Below are 22,666 nucleotides of genomic sequence, written 5' to 3' on the forward strand. Positions count from 1 at the left end.
GAGCGACCAGCGGGACGCCGGTCACTCGCCGCGCAGATCGGACAGCTTGCGTTCCCATTGCAATGCATGCGCGATGATCTGCTCCAGGTCGGCATGGCGCGGCTGCCATGGCAGCGTTTCCCTTATCCGCGAGGGATCCGACACCAGCTCCGCCGGGTCGCCCGCGCGGCGCGGTTCGAGCCGGCGCGTGATGGTCTGGTTGGTCACCCGGTCGACCGCGTCGAGCACCTCGGTGACCGAAAAGCCGCGGCCATAGCCGCAGTTCATCGTCAGCGACCGGCTCGGCTGTTCGACCAGCGCTTCGAGCGCGAGCAGGTGCGCCTGTGCCAGATCGCTGACGTGGATGTAGTCGCGCACGCCGGTGCCGTCGGGCGTATCGTAATCGGTGCCGAAAACGGCCACGCCGTCGCGTTTGCCCGTGGCTGCCTCGCAGGCGACCTTGATCAGATGCGTAGCACCCGCGGTCGACTGGCCCGTGCGCGCCTGCGGATCGGCGCCCGCGACATTGAAATAGCGCAGGGCGCAGAAATTGAAGCCGTGCGCCGCGCTGGCGTCGGCCAGCATCTGTTCGGTCATCAGCTTGGACCAGCCATACGGATTGATCGGCTGCTTGGGGCTGTCTTCGGTCACCGGCGAATGTTCGGGCGTGCCGTAAGTCGCCGCGGTCGAGCTGAAGATGAAATGCGCAACGCCGCCTTCCACCGCCGCCTCGATCAGCGCGCGGCTCTTGACCGTGTTGTTGTCGTAATAGCCCAGCGGGTCCTCGACCGATTCCGGGACGACGATCGATCCGGCAAAATGCATGATCGCTTCGGTGCCCTGCTCGGCGAAGATCTGTTCGAGCAGGATGGAATCGGAAATATCGCCTTCGTACAGCGGAACATCCTCGGGCACGGCGAAGGCAAAGCCGGTCGACAAATTGTCGATCACGGCCACCGGCCACCCGGCATCGCGTAGCGCGAGCACTGCATGACTGCCGATATAGCCTGCCCCACCGGTGACCAGCACGGGGACCTTCGTCGTCTCGTTCATGGAGCGAAGGACTAGCACACCCGCCGGTTACGGCAACGCCGCAGATTTTCGCGCGCGAAGGGCAAGTTCTGCGGAAATTCAGCAGCGATGGTGCAAATCCGCCGTGCCATGCGTTGCAGCTCCAGTCAGACATACTCGAAAGTCGCAGAGGATCGCACACGATGAAAGCCACCCCCCTAGCCCTGGCCATGGCGTCCGCCCTGTCGCTTGCGGCCTGCACCACCCCGTCCGGCCCCGTCGAAGTGACCCGCTTCGTCGCCCCCGACCGCGTGACCGAACTGGGCAGCGGACCGATCTTCGTCGAAAGCGCCCCGGGCGGCGAAAGCGACAGCCTGGCGCTTGCCCCTTACAAGGCTGCTGTTGCCGAGGAACTGCGCCGGCTCGGCTATAGCGAAAGCGACCGCGCGGGCGCCGGCCAGATCGCGCGGGTGTCGCTGGTGCGGTACGTGGTCGGCAGCGGCGGCAAGCGCAGCCCGGTAAGCGTCGGCGTCGGCGGTTCGACCGGCAGCTACGGTTCGGGTGTGGGGCTGGGCATCGGCATCAATCTGGGCGGCGGCGCGAAAGACCGGCTCGGCACCGAACTGTCTGTTGCGATCACCGATGCGGCGAGCGGCACCAGCCTGTGGGAGGGCCGCGCCGATTTCCAGCCGCCCGAGGATTCCCCCCTTGCACGCGGAACGGCGAACGCCCAGACGGTCGCCTCTGCCTTGTTCAGGGAATTCCCCGGCAACAATGGCGAAACGATAGAAGTAGAGGTTACCGAGTGAGCGATATCCGGATCGATTCCGCCTTCGACAGTGGCAATATCGAAGTGCTGTCGGTGAGCGGCGCCAGCGCCATGCTGGCGATCCCGAAGGACACGAACAGCGAATTCAAGCAGTGGTTCCACTTTCGCGTCGCGGGCTCTGCGGGCCGCGAGCTCGAGCTGCGGATCACCGGACTGGAAGACAGCGCCTACCCCGGCGGCTGGCCCGACTACGACGCCTGCGTTTCGGAAGACCGCGATTACTGGGGCCGTGCATCTTCCTCCTATGACAAGGACATCGGCGGGGGCACGCTGACCATTCGCTACACCCCCGCCAGCGATATCGCCTGGTTTGCCTATTTCGCGCCCTATTCGATGGAACGCCATCACGATCTGGTGTCCGAGGCGGCCGCCGCCGAAGGCGTCGATCACGTGCATCTTGGCACCACGCTCGATGGCCAGCCGATCGACTGCCTCGAAATGGGCGAGGGCGACACCAAAGTGTGGTTCTACGCGCGCCAGCACCCGGGCGAAACGCAGGCCGAATGGTGGATGGAAGGCGCGCTCGAAGTGCTGACCGATCCCGCCGACAGCGTCGGCCGCGAACTGCGCAAGCGGTGCCGCCTGCACCTCGTCCCCAACTGCAACCCCGATGGATCGAAGCGGGGCAATCTGCGTGTCAATGCAGCGGGCACCAACCTCAACCGCGAATGGGACAACCCGACCCTCGAAAAGTCGCCCGAAGTGCTCGCCATCCGCAACCGGATGGACGAAACCGGCGTCGATTTCGCGATGGACGTCCATGGCGACGAAGCGATCCCGGTCGCCTTTCTCGCCGGCTACGAGGGCATCCCCAGCTGGACCGATGCGCAGGGCGACCGCTATTATCGCTACGAGGCGATCCTCGACCGGCGCACGCCCGACTTCCAGACCGAGCTGGGTTATACCAAGGCCCCGCGCGGAAAGGCCAATCTGGCGATGAGCACCAACCAGGTCGCCGAACGCTTCGGCGCCACCGCGATGACGCTCGAAATGCCCTACAAGGACAACAAGGCCAATCCCGAACCCGAACAGGGCTGGAGCCCCGAACGGTGCAAGATGCTGGCGCGCGATTGCCTCGCGGCACTGCTCGAATATCTCGACACGCCCGACGCCTGACCAGAATGCTGGACGGCGGGCGCTAGCGAACCTCGCGGCGCGCAATGCGCGGCGCCTGCCGTCATTCCTGCGCGTCGCAACATGCTTCCGGTCTTGAAAATCTCTCTCGGCGCAGGGTCTTAGGCCGCCGCGCCGAGTTAAGCCGAGCGTGTCAGGCCACGGCAGGCTCGAGCATCCGCAGCGTCCGCGCGCTGGCATCCAGTTCGACCGGGACATTGACCGGCAGGCACAGCTGGTTGCGCACGTGACCGCTGTTGAAGCCGGTTACCACCGGGATGCCCAGCGCGGCGAGATGAGCGCCAAGCACGTCGTCCAGCGTGAACGTCCGCGCATCGGCATCGCCCGCGCTGCAGCGGGTGCATTGGCCGAACACGACACCCGCCAGCCGGTCAAGCACGCCTGCCAGCTGCAATTGCTGAAGCATGCGGTCGATCCGGTAGGGTTCTTCGTTGATGTCTTCGAGAAACAGGATCGCCCCGTCGAAGTCAGGCAGCCAGCCGGTACCCATCATGGTCGACAGGATGGTGAGATTGCCCCCGAGCAGCCGGCCCCGCGCGACCCCGGGGACGAGCGAGCGGGCGGGCCGGCCCGCGGCATCCTCGGCCGCCGCGCCGCCGAGCACGGGCGCCGTGCCCGCAAAGGCGATCCGCCACAGGCTCTCCCAGCTTGCGTGGTCCCACCGGCTCGCCGCATTGGGGCCATGGAGCGTCGCAAACCCGGCGCGCGCGGCAATCGCCATGTGCAGCGCCGTCGTGTCGCTATACCCGATCAGCAGTTTCGGATTGGCGCGAATGGTCGCCCAGTCGAGCAGCGGCAGGATCCGCGCCCCGCCCCAGCCGCCACGCACCGCGAAGATCGCGCGCACCTCCGCGTCGGCGAACATCGTATCGAGATCCGCGGCGCGGTCGGCGTCGGTCCCGGCCAGATAGCCATGCTGGTCGCCCACATGCCTGCCGAGTTTGGGAACCAGCCCCATGCCGGAGATCCAGTGAACGGCCCGGTCGAGTTCTGCGGGCAATGTGACCGCGCTAGCGGGGGCGACCAGGCCGACCGTATCCCCCGGCCGCAGCCGGGGCGGCATAGCGCTGGCCCGCGCCGCCAGTCCCGATGGCATCAGTGCCGTTCCCGCGAGCCCGCCAAGCAGGCCGAGCGCGCCGCGCCGTCCGATCATGTCAGGCTGGCGGGGCCGAAAGCATGGGGCAGCAGGGCCGACAGTTTCACCCGCACCACCTCGTCGGCGCCCACGCACAGAATGTCGGGGTCGGTCCCGCCCAGCTGCGCCAGTTCGTTGAGCACTTGCCGGCAGCGCCCGCAGGGCGTGATCGGGTCTGCCGCAGGGCCGGTCACCGCGACGGCCTGAAGCCCGCCGCGCAGCCCGTCGGCCATCGCTTTCGATACCGCGATGGTTTCGGCGCACAGCGCCAGGCCATAGCTGGCATTCTCGACATTGGTCCCGGTGACCACGCTGCCATCGGCAAACCGCAGCGCGGCGCCCACCGCGAAACCGGAATAGGGGGAATAGGAATGGCGCGCGGCTGCGCGTGCGGCTGCGATCAGGTCGTCGTCGGTCATCTCGTCATCCTCATGGCCGCACGATCACCCAGCGCAGCGGCTGCTGTGCGGCCTCGGTCTTGTACCAGCGGTTGGCCGTCCACATCAGCCACGGTCGCATCGCATAGTCGGGTTCGAACCAGCTGCGGGTGAGCCACAATTGCCGGTCGAACCGCCGCGAGGGCGCATAGGCCTGCTCGAATTCCTCGTCCGGGCCGAGGATCGCCGGCTTCCCGCTGTGCGCTTCGATCTGGTTGACCAGCGTCGTCAGCTCGCTCTGCACCGCCGCGTCCGAAACGCGCGCCGGACAGTCCTCCGCGGTCGTCTCCAACAGGATCGCGGGAGGCAGCAGGTCGCCGTCGCGCGGCACCATGGTGACGAAATTGGCCGATTGCCCGTCGGCCACGGTACAGGGGTCGAAACGATGCGCCGCGCCGACCGCCAGGCCGGCGTTGCGCGCGCGGGCGAAGTTCTGTGCGAAGGCGATATCGCCCCGCCCCGCCCCATCGCTCGCCTCGAGATAGACGAACCGCGCGCCCAGACCCGCCAGAGTGTCGAAATCCACCGCCCCGTCGGCTGCGCTGACCAGCGCGCCCTGGTCGGGCCAGGCGCTCTCGTCGGGACGCCAGCTGCGCGCTTCGTACCACGCATAGCCGGCTGCGATTGCCGCGACCAGCAGCGCGACCAGCCACGCCTTGCCAGCAGCGGAAAACCCGCGGGACCTGCGCGGCGAACGGCGCCGGCGCGGGGATTTGCCCACCGCCATCCCTCAGCCCTTGATATGCAGGACGCAGATCAGTGTGAACAACCGCCGCGCAGTGGCGAAATCGGTCTCGATCTTGCCCTCCAGCCGTTCGATCAGCAGTTCTGCGGCGCTGTTGTGGACCCCGCGGCGGGCCATATCGATGGTTTCGATTTCAGCCGGAGTCGCCTTGCGGATCGCCTGGTAATAACTGTCGCAAATCGCGAAATATTCGCGGATCGGCCGGCGGAAACGGGCGAGGCCAAGCAGCAGCTCCTCCACCAGGCGCTCCTCCTCGTCGGCGATTTCCATCAGCAGGCGGCCGTCGCGCACGGCCAGCTTGAGGCGATAGGGCCCGCTGGCCCCGCGCTCGACCGCGCGCAGCGGCTTGAAGCTGTTTTCCTCGATCAGGTCGAAGATCGCAATCCGGCGTTCCTGCTCGATATCGGCATTGCGCCAGATGATCGTTTCCTCATCGAGCTCGATATGCGCGATGCGATGAGTGTCCGGAGAGGGTGCGGAATCGGTCATGCTTGCACCCGCTTTCGCAGAGATAGGCGGGGTGCGGCAAGGGGTTGGCGCAGTGTCCCCACTATCCACAGCCGCCGTGACCCCTTTGCAACTTGCCAGCAGGGTGCGCGGCCATGCATCAGGGGGCGATGGCCGAAACCGATCTTCTTTTCCCCGCCGACGATTCGACTGACACGAAACCGGCGAAGGGCCCCGTCCTGCCCGCCAACCTCGAAGCCGAAGCCGCGTTCCTCGGGGCGGTGCTGATCGACAACAAGGTGATCGAGGAACTGACCACGCCGCTCATGGCGGAGCATTTCCACGAACCTGTCCACCAGCGCATCTACGAACGCGTGCTGCGGCTGCTCGATCGCAATTCGGTGGCCACTCCGGTTACGCTCAAGCCCTATTTCGAAAGCGACGAAGCGCTCAAGCAGCTCGGCGGGGTGACCTATCTCGCGCAGCTGACCGCCGACGGGCAGGGCCTGCTGCATCCGCGCGAACTGGCCGAGCAAATCTACGACCTCGCGCTGCTGCGGCAATTGGTCAGCGTGGGACGCAATCTGGTCGAGGGCGCGCTCGATACCTCGGACGAAGTCGAGCCACTGCGCAAGATCGAGCAGGCCGAAGCCGATCTCTACCGGGTAGCGGAAGGCGCCACCACCGGCAGCGAGGCGCAGTCGTTCCGCAAGGCGGCCTTCGGCGCGCTCGAAGTCGTGCAGGCGGCGATGAATTCGGGCGGACGGTTTTCGGGCAAGACCACCGGGCTCGACACGATCAACGACAAGACCTCGGGCCTGCACAACTCGGACCTCGTGATCCTTGCCGGGCGTCCGGCGATGGGCAAGACCTCGCTCGCCACCAACATCGCCTTCAATGCCGCGCGCCGGCTGATGGACGACCAGAAGGCGGGTATCGAGGTGGGCAAGTCGCCCGGCGCGGGCGTCGCCTTCTTCAGCCTCGAAATGAGCGCCGACCAGCTGGCGACGCGTATCCTTGCCGAACAGGCCGAGATCTCGAGCGAGAAGCTGCGTTCGGGCAAGCTCAGCCGCGAAGAGTTCCAGCGTCTAAGCTTTGCCAGCCAGGAACTGACCGATCTTCCGCTGTATATCGACGACACCCCCGCGCTGACCATCGGCGCGCTGCGCACGCGCGCCCGGCGGCTCAAACGGCGGCACGACATCGGGCTGGTCATCGTCGACTATCTGCAATTGCTGCAGGGTTCGGGCCGCGCCAGCGACAACCGCGTGAACGAAATCTCGGAAATCAGCCGGGGCCTGAAGACGCTGGCGAAGGAACTGCACGTCCCCGTCATCGCGCTGTCGCAGCTCAGCCGTCAGGTCGAACAGCGCGACGACAAGCGTCCGCAGCTGTCCGATCTGCGCGAATCGGGATCGATCGAGCAGGATGCCGACATGGTGTGGTTCATCTTCCGTGCCGAATATTATCACAACGCGCTCAAGCCCGACACGCCCGACGAAACATCGTCGGAAGAAGTGCGGATGAAATATGCCGAATGGGAAGCCCGGCACCTGGAACTGGTCAACAAGGCGACGCTGATCGTGGCCAAACAGCGGCATGGCTCGACCGGGAATGTCCCGCTGCTGTTCCACAGCGAGTTCACCAAGTTCTCCAGCCCCGAGATCCGTCACTACGAGGATTACGAGTAGATCAGATCCCGAGGTTGAGCCGCCGGGTCACGGTATAGTCCAGGACCGACACGAGCACCCAGCCCGCGCCCCAGCGAATGCGGTTGAACAGCGTGCTGCGCTGGGCGTGCAGCGCGGGCGTGATCTCCTCGGAAGCGGCGATCTGGTGCGCTATGAATTCGCGCATCCGTTCGGCCAGCGCGGCGTCTTCGATCCGCAGCATGATTTCCAGATTGATGTAGAGGCTGCGCATGTCGAAATTGGCGCTGCCAAGGTAAACCGCATCGTCCAGTACCAGCAGCTTGGTGTGCAGCTTGCAGGGGGAAAATTCCCAGATCCGCGCCTTGCGCTTGAGCAGGTAGCGATACAGCGAACGGGTTGCGCCCAGCGTCGCGCCATTGTCGCTCTTGGCCGCCATCAGCAGCCGCGCCCGCCCCGTCTTCGCGACCCGCGCGATCCGCCGCAGCAGCGTGTAGGGCGGCGAGAAATAGGCCATGAAGATGTCCAGCTTCCGCGCCTGAGAAAGGTCGCGGGTGACGCTGCGGGCCCAGCTCGACAGCCCGCGCGTGGGCCCACCGACCAGCCAGCGGACGGCTCCCTCCCCGTCACGCCATTCCCATTGCGAAACCGCCCGGCGAATGGCGCGGAAATGCGGCGCGTCGTCATCGGTCCAGTCGACCAGCCGCGCAAACCAGTCGTTGAGGCCGGCAACCGCGTCCCCTTCGAGCGCGATGGCAAGATCGTTCCACCCGTTCTGTTCGGGGGGGGCGAAATAGTCGTCCTCGATATTGAAACCGCCGAACAGTGCGCGCTCGCCATCAGCGATCACCATCTTCTGATGGTTGCGGATGAGATAGCGCAGCCCGATCCGCGGGCTGAAGCAGAAATAGCGTCCCCCGGCATCGACCAGCGGCTGGAGGAAGCGGTCCGATGCCGACGCGCCGAAGCTGTCGAGGATGAGCGTAACCGCCACCCCGCGCCGCGCCGCCGCACACAGCGCATCGCGCAGCTCGGACGAAACCTCGTCTTCGGCGAAGATGTAGAAGCAGATATCGAGCGTGGTGGTGGCGGAGCCGACGAGATCCATCAGCGCGCGGCGGCGGTCGTCGCCGCCGGGATAGAACACCAGCGAATGTCCCTGCGCCTCGAGCGCAAACGGCTCCGGATCGCGATAGACCGCCGTGGTTTCGGAAACGCTTGCCTCAGCCATTGGGGATGCGCCTTAGCGCGCCCCGCGGTCGGCGCAAATCCTTGACTGCCGGCAGGCAAAAGCCTAAGAGCCGCGCTTTCCCGGAATCACTTGATTTGCATCGGAGTGCCCCATGGCGCGCGTTACTGTCGAAGACTGCGTAGACAAGGTCCCCAACCGTTTCGACCTCGTCCTGCTGGCTGCCCAGCGGGCCCGCGAGATTTCCGGCGGTGCGGAACTGACTGTCGATCGCGATCGCGACAAGAACCCGGTCGTCGCGCTGCGCGAAATCGCCGAACAGACGGTCAAGCCGAAGGAACTGCACGAAGCTGCGGTTACCAATCTGCAGAAGATCCTGCCCGACGACGATGACGAGATGGACGAAGTCGGCTCGCTCAGCCAGTCGGCCGAAGCGCTGCGGATCACCGCCTCGGCGCCGACGCGTTCGACCTCGATCGGGGCCGATTACGAGGGCTGACACGCCGGCAGTATTGGCGAATTGTGGAAAGGCCGCCCCGGGGGCGGCCTTTTTGCGTTGCGGCATGGCTTATGCCGCCTGTAGCCTGCGCCGCGACAGGAGGCGTGATGAGCGACGTGGTTGAAGGCGTGGGAACCGGGGTCGAAGGGGGTCTGTTCGCCAAGGCGGTTTCGCCCCGCACGGGCGGCGAAGCGCCGACCGCCAAGGGCCATTTCGCCGAAGGGGCGTGCCTCAATTGCGGCACGCAGCTGGTGGGCAGCCATTGCCATCAATGCGGCCAGCAGGCTCATCTCCACCGGACGCTGAGCGCCTTTGCCCACGATATCGCCCATGGGGCGATCCATTTCGACGGCAAAACCTGGCGGACGCTGCCGATGCTGGTGTTCAAGCCGGGCGAGCTGACGCGCCGCTATATCGATGGCGAGCGAACCCGATTCGTCAGCCCGATGGCGCTGTTCCTGTTCACCATTTTCCTGATGTTCGCCGTATTCCAGATCGCGGGGATCAGCGCCCCTACCGATCTCACCGGCGACAAGAGCCTGCAGCTGAGCGAGCTCACCGAAGAACAGGCCGAGCGGCTCGAATCCCGGCGCGACACGCTGGCCGAGCGGGCGGCGGACCCGGACGCCACCGAAGCGCAGCGCAATCGCGCCGAAGAGGCGCTGGCCGAAGTCGAAGCGCAGCTCGAAGCGCTGGAGCAGGCCCGCACCGAACTACCTTTCCTGGCTGACGGGACCGAACGAACCGGCGCCGAGGCGGGTTCGGAGGAAGTTGCGAACGAGACCCCCGGCAGCGAGAGGGACGCGGAAATCGCCGTGGATGCAAGCGACATCCGCAATTGGGAAGGCGATCTGGAGAACACCGACTGGTTCCGGGCGGGGGTCGAAAAGTGGCGCAAGAACCCGGGCCTGATGCTCTACAAGTTGCAGACCAATTTCTACAAGTTCAGCTGGTTGCTGATCCCGCTGTCGATCCCGTTCGTATGGCTCATCTTCGCCTGGAAGCGCGGTTTCCGCGCGTATGACCATGCCATTTTCGTCACCTATTCGCTCAGCTTCATGACAATGCTGATCCTGGCGATCGTGCTTGCCGGCATGGCTGGTCTGTCGCCCGGCTATGTCGCGCTGGCATCGCTGCTGATCCCGCCGATCCATATCTACAAGCACTTGCGCGGCACTTACGCGCTGTCGCGCTTCTCGGCCCTTTGGCGGCTGGGGGTGATGAGCTTCCTGATCGTCGTCATCCTCGGATTGTTCGCCATGTTGCTGATGCTGCTCGGCCTGTCCTGAGAAACGAAAAGGGCCGCCCGGTCATACCGGACGGCCCTTGTCTGCGGATGGGTTTCGCCTGCGTCAGGCGCCTTGCGGTGCCGGGCCTCCGCCGAGCTTGCGCCCTGCCTTGGGGACAGCGACACCCGACGCGGGCTTGACCGCGACAGGGCCCTTGGGCTCGTCTGGCCGGTCGATCTTGCCGTCCTTCATCAACTGGTTGATCTCTTCACCCGTCAGCGTTTCGTATTCGAGCATCGCCTGTGCCAGCAGGTGGAGCTTGTCCTCCTGCTCGCTGAGGATGTCCTGCGCGCGCTTGAGCCCGCCTTCGACCAGTTCCTTGATTTCGGCGTCGATCAGCTTGTTGGTTTCCGCGCCGCCCATGGTGCGCGCGGTCTGGCCCATGCCGAGATAGCCTTCTTGGCTTTCCTCGTACTGCAGCGGGCCCAGCTTGTCGCTCATGCCCCATTTGGTGACCATGTTGCGCGCGAGATCGGTGGCATACTGGATATCGCCCGACGCCCCGCTCGAAACCTTGTCGTGCCCGAAGATGATTTCCTCCGCCACGCGCCCGCCCATCGCAACCGCGAGGTTCGCATGCATCTTGTCACGATGGTAGGAATAGCTGTCGCGTTCGGGCAGGCGCATCACCATGCCCAGCGCGCGGCCGCGCGGAATGATGGTCGCCTTGTGGATCGGGTCCGACGCCGGCTCGTTGAGGCTGACCAGCGCGTGGCCCGCTTCGTGATAGGCGGTCATCTTCTTCTCGTCCTCGGTCATGACCATGCTGCGCCGTTCGGCACCCATCATGACCTTGTCCTTGGCGTCTTCGAATTCCTGCATCGCGACCAGGCGCTTGTTGCGGCGCGCCGCCAGCAGGGCGGCCTCGTTGCACAGGTTCGCCAGATCCGCGCCCGAGAAGCCCGGCGTGCCGCGCGCGATGGTGCGCGGGTTGACGTCGGGCGCCAGCGGCAGCTTCTTCATGTGCACTGCGAGGATTTTCTCGCGCCCGTCGATATCGGGCACGGGGACCACAACCTGACGGTCGAACCGGCCCGGACGCAGCAGCGCGGGGTCGAGAACGTCGGGGCGGTTGGTCGCCGCGATGATGATGATGCCTTCATTGGCTTCGAAGCCGTCCATCTCGACCAGCAGCTGGTTGAGCGTCTGCTCGCGCTCGTCGTTCGAATTGCCCAGCCCGTGGCCACGGCTGCGCCCGACGGCATCGATTTCGTCGATAAACAGGATGCACGGCGCGTTCTTCTTCGCCTGTTCGAACATGTCGCGCACGCGACTGGCGCCGACACCGACGAACATCTCGACGAAGTCCGAACCGGAGATGGTGAAGAAGGGCACGCCCGCTTCGCCGGCAATGGCCCGTGCAAGCAAGGTTTTACCCGTACCAGGCGAACCGACCAGCAGCGCGCCCTTGGGGATCTGGCCGCCAAGCTTGGAGAAGCGCTGCGGGTCCTTGAGGAATTCGACGATTTCCTCGAGCTCTTCGCGCGCTTCGTCGATCCCGGCGACATCGTCGAACGTCACCTTGCCCTGCCGCTCGGTCAGCAGTTTGGCCTTCGACTTGCCGAAGCCCATCGCGCCGCCCGCACCGCCGCCTTTCTGGACCTGCCGCAGGGCGAAGAAGGCGATGCCGAGGATCAGCACGAACGGCAGCATCTGGATCAGCGCATAGAGGAGGATGTTGCCATTGTCGGCTTCCACACCCGAATAACGCACGCCATTGTCTTCGAGCAGCTGCGGCAGAGTGGTGTCGTTGGCGACGGGGATGGTCGAGAACTGCTCGCCATTCTTCATCTCGCCGACGATCGACAATTCGGAAATCTCGACGCTGGCGACCGAGCCTTCGGCAACCTTGTCGCGGAAATCGGAATAGAGGATCTGTGCGCCGGGAGCGCTCGATCCGCCCCCGAACAGCGACACAACCATCAGCAGTGCAAGGAAAATCCCGCCCCAGATCATCAGGCTCTTCACCCAGGGGTTGGGGCCGTTGCCCTCGGGCTCGGGCGGAGAATTCTGGTCGCTCATGCGCGGGTTCCTTTCATCCCGGTCAATGTAGGATGCCGCGGGTGAATGGCAAGTTGACCCGATGCGCGGAATTTCCGCTATCAGGCAGCAATTCGCTCGATCAGCCAATAGGCCCCGACGATGCCGACCGGATAGGCGGCGGCGCGCAGGACCAACGGTTCGTCCGCCGGCCGAATACGGCGCAGCAGCGCGAGGGCGGCGAGCACCGCCGTGACGACCAGCAATTGCCCGGCCTCCACGCCGATGTTGAAGCTGACCAGCGCGGCGGGCACCTCGCCTTCGGGCAGCCCGATTTCGCGCAGGGCGCCAGCGAACCCGAAACCGTGCAGCAGGCCGAAGGCGAATGCCACGAGCCAGGGCAGGCGCTGGGTGAGCGTGCCGCGCGCCCCCCGGGCGATTTCGACCGCGAGCAACACGATCGACAGGGCAATCAACGCCTCCACGACATCCTGCCGAATCCCGGCAAAGCCCAAAGTGACCGCCGCCAGCGTCAGCGAATGCGCGAGCGTGAAGGCCGTGGCGGCCTTGACCACCGGCCACGGCCGCCTGACCAGCAGGACCAGCGCGATGACGAACAGCAGATGGTCCCATCCGGCCAGGATGTGATCCACCCCGATCGCGAAATAGCTGCGCCACACCTGCGCCGCGCCCGGTCTGGCCGTGATCGTCGCATAGGGCTCTTCCGGCGTGAGACGGTGGACCTGCACCGGCCGTTCGCGCGGGGCGACGCGCAGGATCGCTTCGCCCTGCCCGGGAAAGGCCGGCCAGCCGAGCCGCTGCCCCGCAACGCTGCCGGTGCAGACCACCGGTGCACGGCCGACCACGGCAAGCGGAGCCATGTCGCGCTCTACCGGCCCCGCCAGCGCACAAGCCGCGGGCAGCTGCGGCACGGCGCCGCGTTCGTCGGCCGCGCTTGCGATCGGCTGCCGCCAGCCGAGCCGCCAGTTCGTCTCGTCGAGCTGCTCGAACTGGATCGCGACGGGACGCATTTCGTCGGCCAGCGCGGGGCTGGCCGCCAGCAGCAGGGCCAGCGCCGCAATCAGCCGGATCATTCGATAGCGACCGTATAGGCCCCGCGCAGCACGGCGTAGGCCCGCTGGCGCCGCTCGGCGATGGTAGCCGCTCGCCAGTCGGCCTCGATCCGGTCGCGGACCGCGCTCAGTTGCGGTGTCTTGCCCGCGTTATGGGTTTCCAAGCGGACGAGGTGCCAGCCATAGCCCGACGCGACCGGTCCCCGCCATTCGCTCGAGGGTTCAAGCTCCGCCAGCCGCGCGGTGAACGCCTCGCCATAGGTGCCGCGTATCTGCGCGAGCGGCATCGCGACCGCCTCCGCGGGCAGGTTGATCGGCTCGCCCGCCGGATCGCGCGATGCCAGAGCGCGGGCGGCAGCGGATTCGCTGGAGTAATAGACCTGCTTGAAGGTCAACCTGTCGCCCTCGCGGTATTTATCCGGATGCTTCGCGAGCCAGCGCTCAAGGTCCGCTTCGCTCGGTCGGGCCAAGGCGGCCTCCGCGCCAGCGAGTTCGTCCATCTTGGTGGCCAGGCGCCGCCGGACGACCGTGTCGCCTTCGTCGAGCCCCAGACGCAGCGCTTCGCGGTAGAGGACCTCTTCGCGCACCCAGCGCTCGATCGCACTGTCCATTTCGGCATCGGTGGGTGCGCGGCCCATCATTCTCTCGAAACCGAAAGCGATACCGGCCTGCCGCTCGCGCGAGAGTTCGATCGACCGGCTGGCCGGATCGACCGGTTCGCCCGCCAGTGCCAGCCCTGCCCAGATCACCGCACCGGCGATCAGGAAATGCGCCAGCGGGTCCCGCAGCCAATGCCGGATCATTCACGCCCCGCCGGAGACGCCGCAGCGCCGGGCGATCGGCCCGGCTTCAGCCAGACCGGAGAGGAATAGGCGCGTTCCTGGATCACATTCGCTTCGACAACCTCTGCCGGCAGGTCGATTCCGAAGCGTTTCGCATCGAACAGGACCCAGCTCGGCGTGGGGATTTCGATCGCGCGGACATAATAGAAGGCGCGCTGACCCGGACGGTAATCGGGATCGCGCCAGGTCGCTCGCAATTCGGGTGCGCCGATCGTATTGGTGTAGCTCGCCTCGCGCCGTACTACCGTGTCGCCCACGGCGGGTATCGCGCCGCCCACGCGGCGGCGGACGCCAGCCATGTCCGACCATGCGAGATCATAGATACGTTCGCGTGCGACGCCATTCGCATCGACCCAGCCCTTGACCATCTGGATCCGGTCGAGATTGGCGCCCTCGGGATCCTTGAGCGCGGAAACCAGGAACACGGGCGCGCGGCCGCGATCGACCAGATCACCGCCCATCGGGACCCCGCGGGCGTAACCGGCGCGTACCCAGTTGCCGTCCCAATCGCTGTCTGCAAAATCATGCCCGGCAAACAGCCGCAGCACCATGCGCGGACCGGTGGTGGCGTAGACTTCGCGCCGCATGAAGGCATCGAAGATCTCGGCGCGCGTATTGCCCCTTGCCCAGGCAGCCGCATAGCCCCCGGCGAGATAGTGCCAGCCGAAGCGCCCCTGGCGCGTGCCGAGGTTCTGCGACGCGAGCGCGCGTCCGGCACGCGGTTCGACATTGGTCTGCTTGCCGAAAAAATTGTCCTCGTCCCCCGTCGCCAGCGCGGTGTGGCTGTCGGTGGAGCCGATCAGGCCGAATGCATAGGGATTGACGCCCATCTGCTGTTCGAGCGTCAGGCCGCGCAGCAAGGCGCTGCGAACATAGCTGCCGGCATACATGTCGGGCGTTGCTTCGCGCGTCAGCGGCAGATTGCCCAGCTCCCACCCGGCCACGCCGAATTCAGCGAATTCGTCATTCGGCGAGAGGAAGGGGTGGGTCTCGCTGTCGCCCTTGATCTGGGTGGCTTCGACCACCGGCTCGAAGCGCGCTCGCTGGCGGGCGTAATCGGCGCTCATCGCGCCGCCATCGGGCCCGACCAGATCGAACATCATCCCGTTCGACAGGTTCGAATTGTGCGGGATCGCCAGCACGCGTCCGCCGGTGTTGGCCTCATAGGCGGCCATGTAATCCCACAGCTGCTCGGGCTGTGTATCGATACCGGGAAACGGCACCACCTGACCGGTCTTGACGCTGCCGTCCCGGAACATGACGACCCGGTGCAAATTGTTGCCATCGGGCATCAGGGTCCATTCGAAACCCGCAAAGGCAGTGAATTCACCCGGGCGGTTGTACCGGTCCAGCAGGGCGAGATGGCTGTCCCACAATTCGCGTGTGGCGACAGCCTGCCGCTCGGGATCCATCAGCGCTTCGGGGATCGTGTCATTGGCCGCCGCAGTGATGAGTTCGGCCACCGCCATGGTCGACTGGTTCGTGCTTTCGTGCATCATGTCGTACCAGCGCCGAAGCGTGGGATCGCGCACCAGGATCCGCGGCGTGTCGTAGAGCCGGCGCGTGGCGCCCATGGCATCCGAATGGTCCGAGATGACGAGGAAATCGAGCGGGCGGTCGAGCTGCGCATCCATCCCCATCGTCGAACGCACCCGGTCGCCGCGTGCGAATTTGAGCGCCTCTTCCGCGCCCAGCCTGACGCCGAAGCCGAAGGCGTCGACCGAAAGGTCGGTGTGCAGATGCGTATCGCCCCAATACGGCCGGTCGGGAAATTCGGCGAGTTCGATCGTCGCGGTCCCGTCACCACGCTGGTCTTCGGTCGGCTCGCCCGTATCCATGGAATCGCAGCCCGACAGCGCCAGGGCCGCCAGTGCGACCCAGCACCCCAAGGTCTTCGTCATCGGCTCTCCCCTCCCGATTGCCAATTGCAACCGAATGTCTGCGACATGCCGGGCGGGGTCAAGGCCTCAGGGGATTTGCGATGCGCTAGAGGAAGGGGATCGCGCTGCCTTCGCCCAACGAGCCGAAGTAGGTCGCAAGGCCGAGCGCCGTCGCCAGACCGGCGAACAGCAATGATCCGAGCAGCAAGGCGCCGTCGCGAACCGTCAGCGCCAGCCCCAGGACAGCGATCGCCAGCATCGGGATGGTACTGGCGAAAGGCAGGAATTCGAGCGGCGGAACCGTGCAGCACAGGGCAATGATGACCGCCGCGACCAGCTTGATCGCAGTGCCCTTGGTCAGCCCTTCGAGCCGGCCCTTGCTGTGCCGGTCGAGGAAATTCGCCATTCCCTTGAGCTTGCCCACTGCCTTGTGCAGCTTTTTCGAACCGACCGCACGCCGCTGGACGAATTGCGGCATCCAGACATGGTCGCGGCCGATGAGCAGCTGGACCGCGATCAGCGCGATGAACAGCGCGAGCACGGTGGGGACGCCCGGGATGCCGCCGACCGGCGTGATCTCGAGCACGGCGGGGATCATGATGAACGGGCCGAAGCTGCGTGCGCCGAAATCGTCGAGCACATCGGCGACACGCACTTCGTCGTGATTGGCCGCAAGCTCGTCGAGTTCGCCGAGGACATCGCCCATGCTGTGGGGTTCATGTGACACTGCAGACATCTCCCTTGGCGGCCAAACGCACGGGGAGCCGAAAGGTTACGCGGCGCGGGATACCGGTCCTGCGCCGGTCACCCCGCCTTCTTCTTGAGCAGCGCCGAACGTTCGCAGCGGCATACCACTTCGCCGCGCTGGTTCATCGCTTCGTGGAGGAAGGTGACGATGCCTGCATCGGGGCGCGACTTGCTTTCGCGCAGGCCGATTACCTCGCTGGTGGCATGCAGCGTATCGCCGATGAAGACGGGCTTGGGCATGACCAGCTTGTCGTAACCGAGGTTGGCCACAAGGGTACCCAGAGTGGTGTCACCGACACTGAGCCCCACCATCAGCGAGAAGGTGAAGGTCCCGTTGACGAGGATCTGCCCGAACTCGCTCGCCTTGGCCGCTTCCGCGTCGAGATGGAGCGGCTGCGGATTGTGCGTCATGGTGGTGAAGAACAGATTGTCGGTCTCGGTCACCGTGCGGCGGATGTCGTGCGTCAGCGTATCGCCGACCTGCCATTCGTCGAAATACTTCCCCGCCATCAGCCGTGTCCCATGACGGCTTTGACCTCGAGGAAGTCGTGGAAGCCCCATTCGCCCCATTCGCGGCCATTGCCCGACTTCTTGTAGCCCCCGAAGGCAGCGCCGAGATCGTAGCCGCCATTGATCGCCACGCGGCCCGCGCGAATGCGCTTGGCAAGGCTGCGGGCGAGTTCGATGTCCTCGCCGGTGATCGCGCTGGCAAGGCCGTATTCGGTGTCATTGGCGATGCGGATGGCGTCGTCGTAATCCTCATAGCCGAGGATACACAGCACCGGGCCGAAGATTTCCTCGCGCGCGATGGTCATGTCGTTGGTGACATCGGCGAAGACGGTCGGCTTGACGTAGTGACCAGTCTCCAGCCCCTCGGGCTTGCCGGGGCCGCCCGCAACCAGCGTCGCGCCTTCCTCGACGCCCTTCTCGATCAGGCCCTGGATCTTGTCCCACTGCGCGCGGCTGACGACCGGGCCGATCGCGGCATTGCCCTTCGGATCGCCGGGAATGACGCCTTCGGCAGCTTCCTTCGCTGCGGCCTTGGCTTCCGCCATCCGCGCATGCGGCACCAGCATCCGGCTGGGCGCGGTGCAGGTCTGGCCCGAATTGCCCATCATCGCCACCGTGCCCTTGGCAACCGACTTGGTGAAAGCGGAATCGTCGAGCACGATATTGGGGCTCTTGCCGCCCAGTTCCTGCGCCACGCGCTTGACGGTATCGGCGGCATTCTTGGCGATCGCGATGCCCGCGCGGGTCGAACCGGTGAAGCTGACCATGTCGATATCGGGATGGCCGCTGATCGCTTCGCCGACGCCCGGCCCGTCGCCATTGACCAGGTTGAACACGCCCGCTGGAACACCCGCCGCATGCATGATCTCGGCAAAGATATAGGCGTTGAAGGGCGCGATCTCGCTGGGCTTGAGCACCATGGTATTGCCCGTCGCCAGCGCGGGGAAGACCTTGCAGGCGATCTGGTTGAGCGGCCAGTTCCACGGGGTGATCATGCCGACCACTCCGACCGGCTCCCATACATGCAAGGTGGGACCGTCGAGCCGTTCGAACGCGAAGCCTTCGAGTACTTCGATGGCCTTCTGGCAATGGCCCGCAAGCAGGCCGACATGCGGCCCGTTGGCGAGGCTCAGCGGCGCGCCCATTTCGTCGCTGACCGCAGTCGCGAGCTCTTCCTTGCGGGTCTCGATCTCCGCCTGGATCGCGCGCAGCAGGGTCAGCCGTTCTTCCTTGCTGGTCTGGCTGAAGCTCTCGAAAGCCCTGCGCGCGGCGACCACGGCCTTGTCGACATCGGCCGCGGTGCCGAAGCTGATGTGGCCGATGGTCTGCTCGGTGGCGGGGTTCTCCACCGCAACGGTGTTTTCCTCGACCGGGTCGACCCACTGGCCGTCGATGTAGAACTGGGTGGAATCGCGCATCGGAAACTCTCCTTTGCGCGCGCCTCTAGCTCTCCTGACGCCAGCGCGCCACCACCTCTTCGCCATCGCTGGCGCTGTCGCGGATCGTGTTGGGCGTGCGGTCGAACCGCGGTGCGGGGGCGGTGTGCCAGCGCCCGCCGTGTTCGACGAAAGCCCCGCGCGCCTTCATATGCGGATGGTCCTTGGCGTGATCGAGCGGAACGACCGGCGAGAAACAGGCGTCGGTGCCTTCGAGCAATTCGCACCATTCGTCCTGCGTCTTCGTCACGAATAGCGCGGCCAGATCCTCGGCATAGCTGTCCCAATTGGCCGGGTTCATCTGCGCCTCGCGCAAATGCTCGGGCGCATCGGCGCGCTGGAGCAATTCGGCGTAGAATTGCGGTTCGATCGCGCCGACGCTGATTTCCCTGCCATCCTTGCAGGTATAGCAGCGATAGAAATGCGCCGCCCCGCCAAGCAGGCCGGCGCCGCGATCCACCGTGCGCAGCGCGCTGTGCGGCTGGCCGTAGAAGAAGCTCATCAGGCTGGTCACGCCGTCGACGATCGCGGCATCGACTACCTGCCCCTTGCCGCTGCGTTCGCGTTCGAACAGCGCCGCGAGGATGCCCATCGCGCAATACATCGATCCGCCGCCGAAATCGCCGACGAGGTTCTGCGGCGGCACCGGCAGTTCGCCGCGCTTGCCGATCGCGTCGAGCGCACCGGTGATGGCGATGTAGTTGAGATCGTGGCCGGCCGCCTGTGCCAGCGGGCCGTCCTGTCCCCAGCCGGTCATCCGCGCATAGACCAGCCGCGGATTGGCCTCGAGCAATTCCTGCGGGCCCAGCCCCAGCCGCTCCATCACGCCGGGACGAAAACCTTCAACCAGCACATCGGCATGCGCCAGCGCCTGCTTGACGAATGCCTGGCCTTCGGCGCTTTTGAGATCGACTTCCGCGCGGTGCCGCGCGCGTTCGACCACGGGGTTCATCGGCTGGTGACCGGCGCGTTCGATGCGCACGACTTCCGCGCCCATATCGGCCAGCATCATGCAGACATGCGGGCCGGGGCCGATGCCCTGGAATTCGACGACCCTGAGGCCGGTCAGCGGACCGTTCGACATTTCTCTCTCCTCGGAAAATTTATATGTTCTAGAAGCTCTTGGGCAGGTCGAGGACATGCGTGGCGACATGGCTCAGGATCAGGTTCGTGCTGATCGGCGCGACCTGGTAGAGCCGGGTTTCGCGGAACTTGCGCTCGATGTCGTATTCCTCGGCAAAGCCGAACCCACCATGCGTCTGGATGCACATGTCGGCGGCAAACCAGCTGGCCTCGCTCGCCAACATCTTGGACATGTTCGCTTCGGTTCCGCCGGTTTCGCCCGCATCGAACATGCGCGCCGCCTTGGTCACCATTTCGGCCGCCGCGGATAGCTGGACATAGGCGCGCGCGATGGGGAACTGGACGCCCTGGTTTTCCCCGATTGCGCGGCCGAACACGCTGCGGTCCTTCGCATAGGCAGCCGCGCGGTCGATGAAGAAACGTCCGTCGCCGATGCATTCGCTGGCGATCAGGATGCGCTCGGCATTCATCCCCGAAAGGATGTAGCGGAACCCCTTGCCCTCCTCGCCGATCAGCGCGCTGGCGGGCACGCGCAAGTCATCGAAGAACAGTTCGGTGGTCGCATGGTTGAGCATGGTGCGCACCGGCCGGATGGTCAGCCCGTTGCCTACCGCCTCGCGCATGTCGACCAGCAGCACGCTCATCCCGTCGGACGGCTTGGCGCATTCCTCGCGCGGAGTCGTGCGGCACAACAGCACCATCAGGTCCGAATGCTCCGCGCGGCTGATCCAGATCTTCTGACCGTTGACCACGTAATCGTCGCCGTCGCGGCGCGCGAAGGTGCTGATCCGCGTCGTATCGGTGCCCGCACCGGGTTCGGTCACGCCAAAGGCCTGCAGCCGTAATTCGCCGCTGGCGATCTTGGGCAGGTATTCGCGCTTCTGCTGGTCCGATCCGTGCTTCAGCAGCGTACCCATGGTGTACATCTGCGCATGGCAGGCACCGCCGTTGGAACCCGACCGGTGAATTTCCTCGAGCACGGCGCAGGCCGCCTCCAGCCCCAGGCCCGAGCCGTCATATTCTTCAGGGATGAGGACCGAGAGGAAGCCAGCCTCGGTCAGAGCGGCGACGAATTCGCTCGGATAGGCGCGCTCGCGATCGAGTTCGCGCCAGTATTCGCCGGGGAAGCGCGCGCACAAACGCCGCACCGCTTCGCGGATTTCCGGAAAGGTCTCGCTCAAATGTCCGTCTCCCATTGCAACCTATTTGCCGCGCATCGCGCGCTTTGGCAACGGGTGTTGGGAGAATGGATGCCCCGTGAGGATTCGAACCTCAATTGACGGAGTCAGAGTCCGCAGTCTTACCATTAGACGACGGGGCATCAGCTGTCCGGACAGGCGAGAATCGCGGGCTGCGCCGGAAGAGAGGCCGCGCATCTAGTTTCGTGTGGAGGCAAGGTCAACCCCGCAGCCGGCAGCGCCACTTGCCCCGTCTGCGCAACGCGGCTAGCGTTGGCGCCAAGTCCCCGTGCACAACGGTTTGCGCGGGAGGAAGAACAAAAGAAAGCTCCAGTTATGGCGGATCATCCTCCGCCGGACACCAAAAGGGGGCCTGGGAAGAAACGGGGCGGCAAGTCCGGCAAGGTAGCCGATTTCCGCTACAAACGCCCCTCCAGGCCCGATGGCAAGCGCAGCGACCGGCGCAATCCGCCCCGTCGCGACGCAGGCTTCGCGGCGCGCGCGCCAGCGGTTTCCGCGACGCATAGCCCGCAGCCGCACCGGCAGGCCTATGCCGCGCTCGATCTCGGCACCAACAATTGCCGCCTGCTGATTGCCCGCCCCTCGGGCGAGAATTTCACTGTCATCGACGCATTCAGCCGCGTGGTCCGCCTTGGCGAAGGGCTGGCGGCAAGCGGGCGCCTGTCCGACGAATCCATGGAACGCACGCTGGCAGCGCTGCATGTCTGCGCCGAGAAACTGCGGCGGCGCAACGTCCGGCTGGCGCGATCTGTCGCTACCGAAGCGTGCCGCCGCGCCTGCAACGGCCCGGCCTTTATCGAGCGCGTCCGCCGCGAGACGGGGATCATGCTCGACATCATCTCCGCGCAGGAGGAAGCGCGGCTGGCGGTGCTGGGCTGCCATATCCTGCTCGAAGAGGGCGACGGGCCGGCGATCATCTTCGACATCGGTGGCGGATCGACCGAACTGGTCCTGGTCCAGCCGGGCGACAAGGTCCCGCGAATCGTCGACTGGCTCAGCGTGCCGTGGGGCGTCGTGTCGCTGACCGATACGGTGCAGGGTTCGGACGCCAGCGAGGCGAGCCGGCTCGAACGTTACGCGGGCATGCGGCAGACCGTAAGCGCGAGCTTTGCCGAATTCGCCGAGCGAATCCGCAAGCACACGCAGTCGCGCGAACCGATCCGCCTGCTGGGCACCAGCGGCACCGTAACCACGCTGGCCAGCCTGCATCTCGAACTGCCGCAATACGACCGGCGCGCGGTCGACGGGCTGATCGTGCCATCTCAGGCCATGCGCGACATCTCCACCCGCCTGTCGCGGATGTCCGCCGGCGATCGCAAGTGCCTGCCGTGCATCGGTGACGACCGCGCCAACCTGGTGATTGCCGGCTGCGCGATCCTCGAATCGATTCTCGACATCTGGCCCGCGGAACAGCTGGGTGTGGCCGATCGCGGAATCCGCGAAGGCATCCTGCGCAGCCTGATCGCTGCGGATGCCGAAGGCGAACGCAGCCGCGCGGCGCTCCAGCGCATGCGAGAACAGGATGTCTGACCAGATCCACGCGTGCGAACGAGGCGGCGGCCCCGTCAGTCCA

At 65.7% G+C, this 22,666-nt stretch carries 21 protein-coding genes and 1 tRNA gene; 6 read left to right on the top strand and 16 right to left on the bottom strand.

Annotation, left to right across the window (positions count from 1 at the left end; translation table 11 throughout):
* Positions 1 to 21 precede the first annotated feature (21 nt).
* Complete coding sequence (gene galE, locus SJY12_RS08775) at positions 22 to 1,032, bottom strand: UDP-glucose 4-epimerase GalE (RefSeq protein WP_397505110.1); 1,011 nt, start codon at positions 1,030 to 1,032, stop codon at positions 22 to 24.
* A 161-nt stretch (positions 1,033 to 1,193) separates the two neighbouring features.
* Between galE and SJY12_RS08780 the strand changes: the two genes are divergently transcribed.
* Both SJY12_RS08780 and SJY12_RS08785 read left to right on the top strand, forming a co-directional pair.
* Positions 1,194 to 1,799 (top strand): DUF4136 domain-containing protein, encoded by a 606-nt coding sequence (locus SJY12_RS08780; RefSeq protein ID WP_348032667.1) that lies wholly within the window; start codon positions 1,194 to 1,196, stop codon positions 1,797 to 1,799.
* Entirely contained in the window at positions 1,796 to 2,935 is a 1,140-nt protein-coding gene (locus SJY12_RS08785; RefSeq protein ID WP_348032666.1) for a M14-type cytosolic carboxypeptidase, read from the top strand. Before SJY12_RS08780 ends, SJY12_RS08785 begins: the two co-directional genes overlap by 4 nt.
* Before the next feature lie 151 nt (positions 2,936 to 3,086).
* Here SJY12_RS08785 and SJY12_RS08790 read toward each other — a convergent pair whose 3' ends face one another.
* Genes SJY12_RS08790 through SJY12_RS08805 form a run of 4 tightly spaced genes read right to left on the bottom strand, consistent with a single transcriptional unit; the run spans position 3,087 to position 5,759 of the window.
* Complete coding sequence (locus tag SJY12_RS08790) at positions 3,087 to 4,106, bottom strand: LD-carboxypeptidase (RefSeq protein ID WP_397505111.1); 1,020 nt, start codon at positions 4,104 to 4,106, stop codon at positions 3,087 to 3,089.
* A complete protein-coding gene (locus SJY12_RS08795) occupies positions 4,103 to 4,507 on the bottom strand; it encodes a cytidine deaminase (RefSeq protein WP_050599414.1) in 405 nt (134 codons plus the stop codon). The genes SJY12_RS08790 and SJY12_RS08795 overlap by 4 nt, the downstream gene beginning before the upstream one ends.
* 10 nt (positions 4,508 to 4,517) lie before the next feature.
* The gene (locus tag SJY12_RS08800) at positions 4,518 to 5,246 is read right to left on the bottom strand and encodes a glycoside hydrolase family 25 protein (RefSeq protein ID WP_397505112.1); all 729 of its coding nucleotides are present in this window, start codon (positions 5,244 to 5,246) and stop codon (positions 4,518 to 4,520) included.
* A gap of 9 nt (positions 5,247 to 5,255) precedes the next feature.
* A complete protein-coding gene (locus SJY12_RS08805) occupies positions 5,256 to 5,759 on the bottom strand; it encodes a UPF0262 family protein (protein WP_050599416.1) in 504 nt (167 codons plus the stop codon).
* A gap of 128 nt (positions 5,760 to 5,887) precedes the next feature.
* On the opposite strand from SJY12_RS08805, the gene SJY12_RS08810 reads away from it, so the two are divergent.
* Positions 5,888 to 7,408: a replicative DNA helicase gene (locus tag SJY12_RS08810; RefSeq protein ID WP_050599513.1), complete on the top strand. Its 1,521-nt coding sequence runs from the start codon at positions 5,888 to 5,890 to the stop codon at positions 7,406 to 7,408.
* A 1-nt stretch (position 7,409) separates the two neighbouring features.
* Here SJY12_RS08810 and SJY12_RS08815 read toward each other — a convergent pair whose 3' ends face one another.
* The gene (locus tag SJY12_RS08815; RefSeq protein WP_397505113.1) at positions 7,410 to 8,597 is read right to left on the bottom strand and encodes a phosphatidylserine/phosphatidylglycerophosphate/cardiolipin synthase family protein; all 1,188 of its coding nucleotides are present in this window, start codon (positions 8,595 to 8,597) and stop codon (positions 7,410 to 7,412) included.
* 112 nt (positions 8,598 to 8,709) lie between these two features.
* On the opposite strand from SJY12_RS08815, the gene rpoZ reads away from it, so the two are divergent.
* Positions 8,710 to 9,054 carry a DNA-directed RNA polymerase subunit omega gene (gene rpoZ / locus SJY12_RS08820; protein ID WP_050599418.1) on the top strand — a complete coding sequence of 115 codons (345 nt, stop codon included), beginning with the start codon at positions 8,710 to 8,712 and terminating at the stop codon, positions 9,052 to 9,054.
* 107 nt (positions 9,055 to 9,161) lie between these two features.
* Positions 9,162 to 10,343, top strand: coding sequence for a DUF3667 domain-containing protein (locus tag SJY12_RS08825; protein ID WP_397505114.1), 1,182 nt, complete (start codon positions 9,162 to 9,164; stop codon positions 10,341 to 10,343).
* 63 nt (positions 10,344 to 10,406) lie between these two features.
* Here SJY12_RS08825 and ftsH read toward each other — a convergent pair whose 3' ends face one another.
* The 10 genes from ftsH to SJY12_RS08875 all read right to left on the bottom strand — a co-directional run bounded on the left by ftsH (position 10,407) and on the right by SJY12_RS08875 (position 21,215).
* Positions 10,407 to 12,365, bottom strand: coding sequence for an ATP-dependent zinc metalloprotease FtsH (gene ftsH / locus SJY12_RS08830; RefSeq protein ID WP_397505115.1), 1,959 nt, complete (start codon positions 12,363 to 12,365; stop codon positions 10,407 to 10,409).
* Between the two features lie 80 nt (positions 12,366 to 12,445).
* Entirely contained in the window at positions 12,446 to 13,417 is a 972-nt protein-coding gene (locus SJY12_RS08835) for a HupE/UreJ family protein (protein WP_397505116.1), read from the bottom strand.
* Complete coding sequence (locus tag SJY12_RS08840) at positions 13,414 to 14,199, bottom strand: peptidyl-prolyl cis-trans isomerase (RefSeq protein WP_397505117.1); 786 nt, start codon at positions 14,197 to 14,199, stop codon at positions 13,414 to 13,416. The genes SJY12_RS08835 and SJY12_RS08840 overlap by 4 nt, the downstream gene beginning before the upstream one ends.
* Positions 14,196 to 16,139 (bottom strand): DUF3604 domain-containing protein, encoded by a 1,944-nt coding sequence (locus tag SJY12_RS08845; protein ID WP_397505118.1) that lies wholly within the window; start codon positions 16,137 to 16,139, stop codon positions 14,196 to 14,198. Before SJY12_RS08845 ends, SJY12_RS08840 begins: the two co-directional genes overlap by 4 nt.
* Before the next feature lie 85 nt (positions 16,140 to 16,224).
* Positions 16,225 to 16,854, bottom strand: a complete 630-nt coding sequence (locus SJY12_RS08850; RefSeq protein ID WP_397505119.1) for an exopolysaccharide biosynthesis protein — start codon at positions 16,852 to 16,854, stop codon at positions 16,225 to 16,227.
* Positions 16,855 to 16,922: 68 nt separating this feature from the next.
* Entirely contained in the window at positions 16,923 to 17,375 is a 453-nt protein-coding gene (locus tag SJY12_RS08855; protein ID WP_397505120.1) for a MaoC family dehydratase, read from the bottom strand.
* Positions 17,375 to 18,793, bottom strand: coding sequence for an aldehyde dehydrogenase family protein (locus SJY12_RS08860; RefSeq protein WP_397505121.1), 1,419 nt, complete (start codon positions 18,791 to 18,793; stop codon positions 17,375 to 17,377). Before SJY12_RS08860 ends, SJY12_RS08855 begins: the two co-directional genes overlap by 1 nt.
* Before the next feature lie 25 nt (positions 18,794 to 18,818).
* Positions 18,819 to 19,895 (bottom strand): CaiB/BaiF CoA-transferase family protein, encoded by a 1,077-nt coding sequence (locus tag SJY12_RS08865; RefSeq protein ID WP_063505329.1) that lies wholly within the window; start codon positions 19,893 to 19,895, stop codon positions 18,819 to 18,821.
* Between the two features lie 28 nt (positions 19,896 to 19,923).
* Positions 19,924 to 21,090, bottom strand: coding sequence for an acyl-CoA dehydrogenase family protein (locus SJY12_RS08870; RefSeq protein ID WP_348346466.1), 1,167 nt, complete (start codon positions 21,088 to 21,090; stop codon positions 19,924 to 19,926).
* Between the two features lie 51 nt (positions 21,091 to 21,141).
* Positions 21,142 to 21,215, bottom strand: a tRNA-Gln gene (locus tag SJY12_RS08875).
* A 193-nt stretch (positions 21,216 to 21,408) separates the two neighbouring features.
* On the opposite strand from SJY12_RS08875, the gene SJY12_RS08880 reads away from it, so the two are divergent.
* Positions 21,409 to 22,623, top strand: coding sequence for a Ppx/GppA phosphatase family protein (locus SJY12_RS08880; protein ID WP_063505073.1), 1,215 nt, complete (start codon positions 21,409 to 21,411; stop codon positions 22,621 to 22,623).
* Positions 22,624 to 22,666 lie beyond the last annotated feature (43 nt).

Source organism: Qipengyuania sp. R86523 (assembly GCF_044596365.1).
Taxonomy (GTDB): domain Bacteria; phylum Pseudomonadota; class Alphaproteobacteria; order Sphingomonadales; family Sphingomonadaceae; genus Qipengyuania; species Qipengyuania citrea.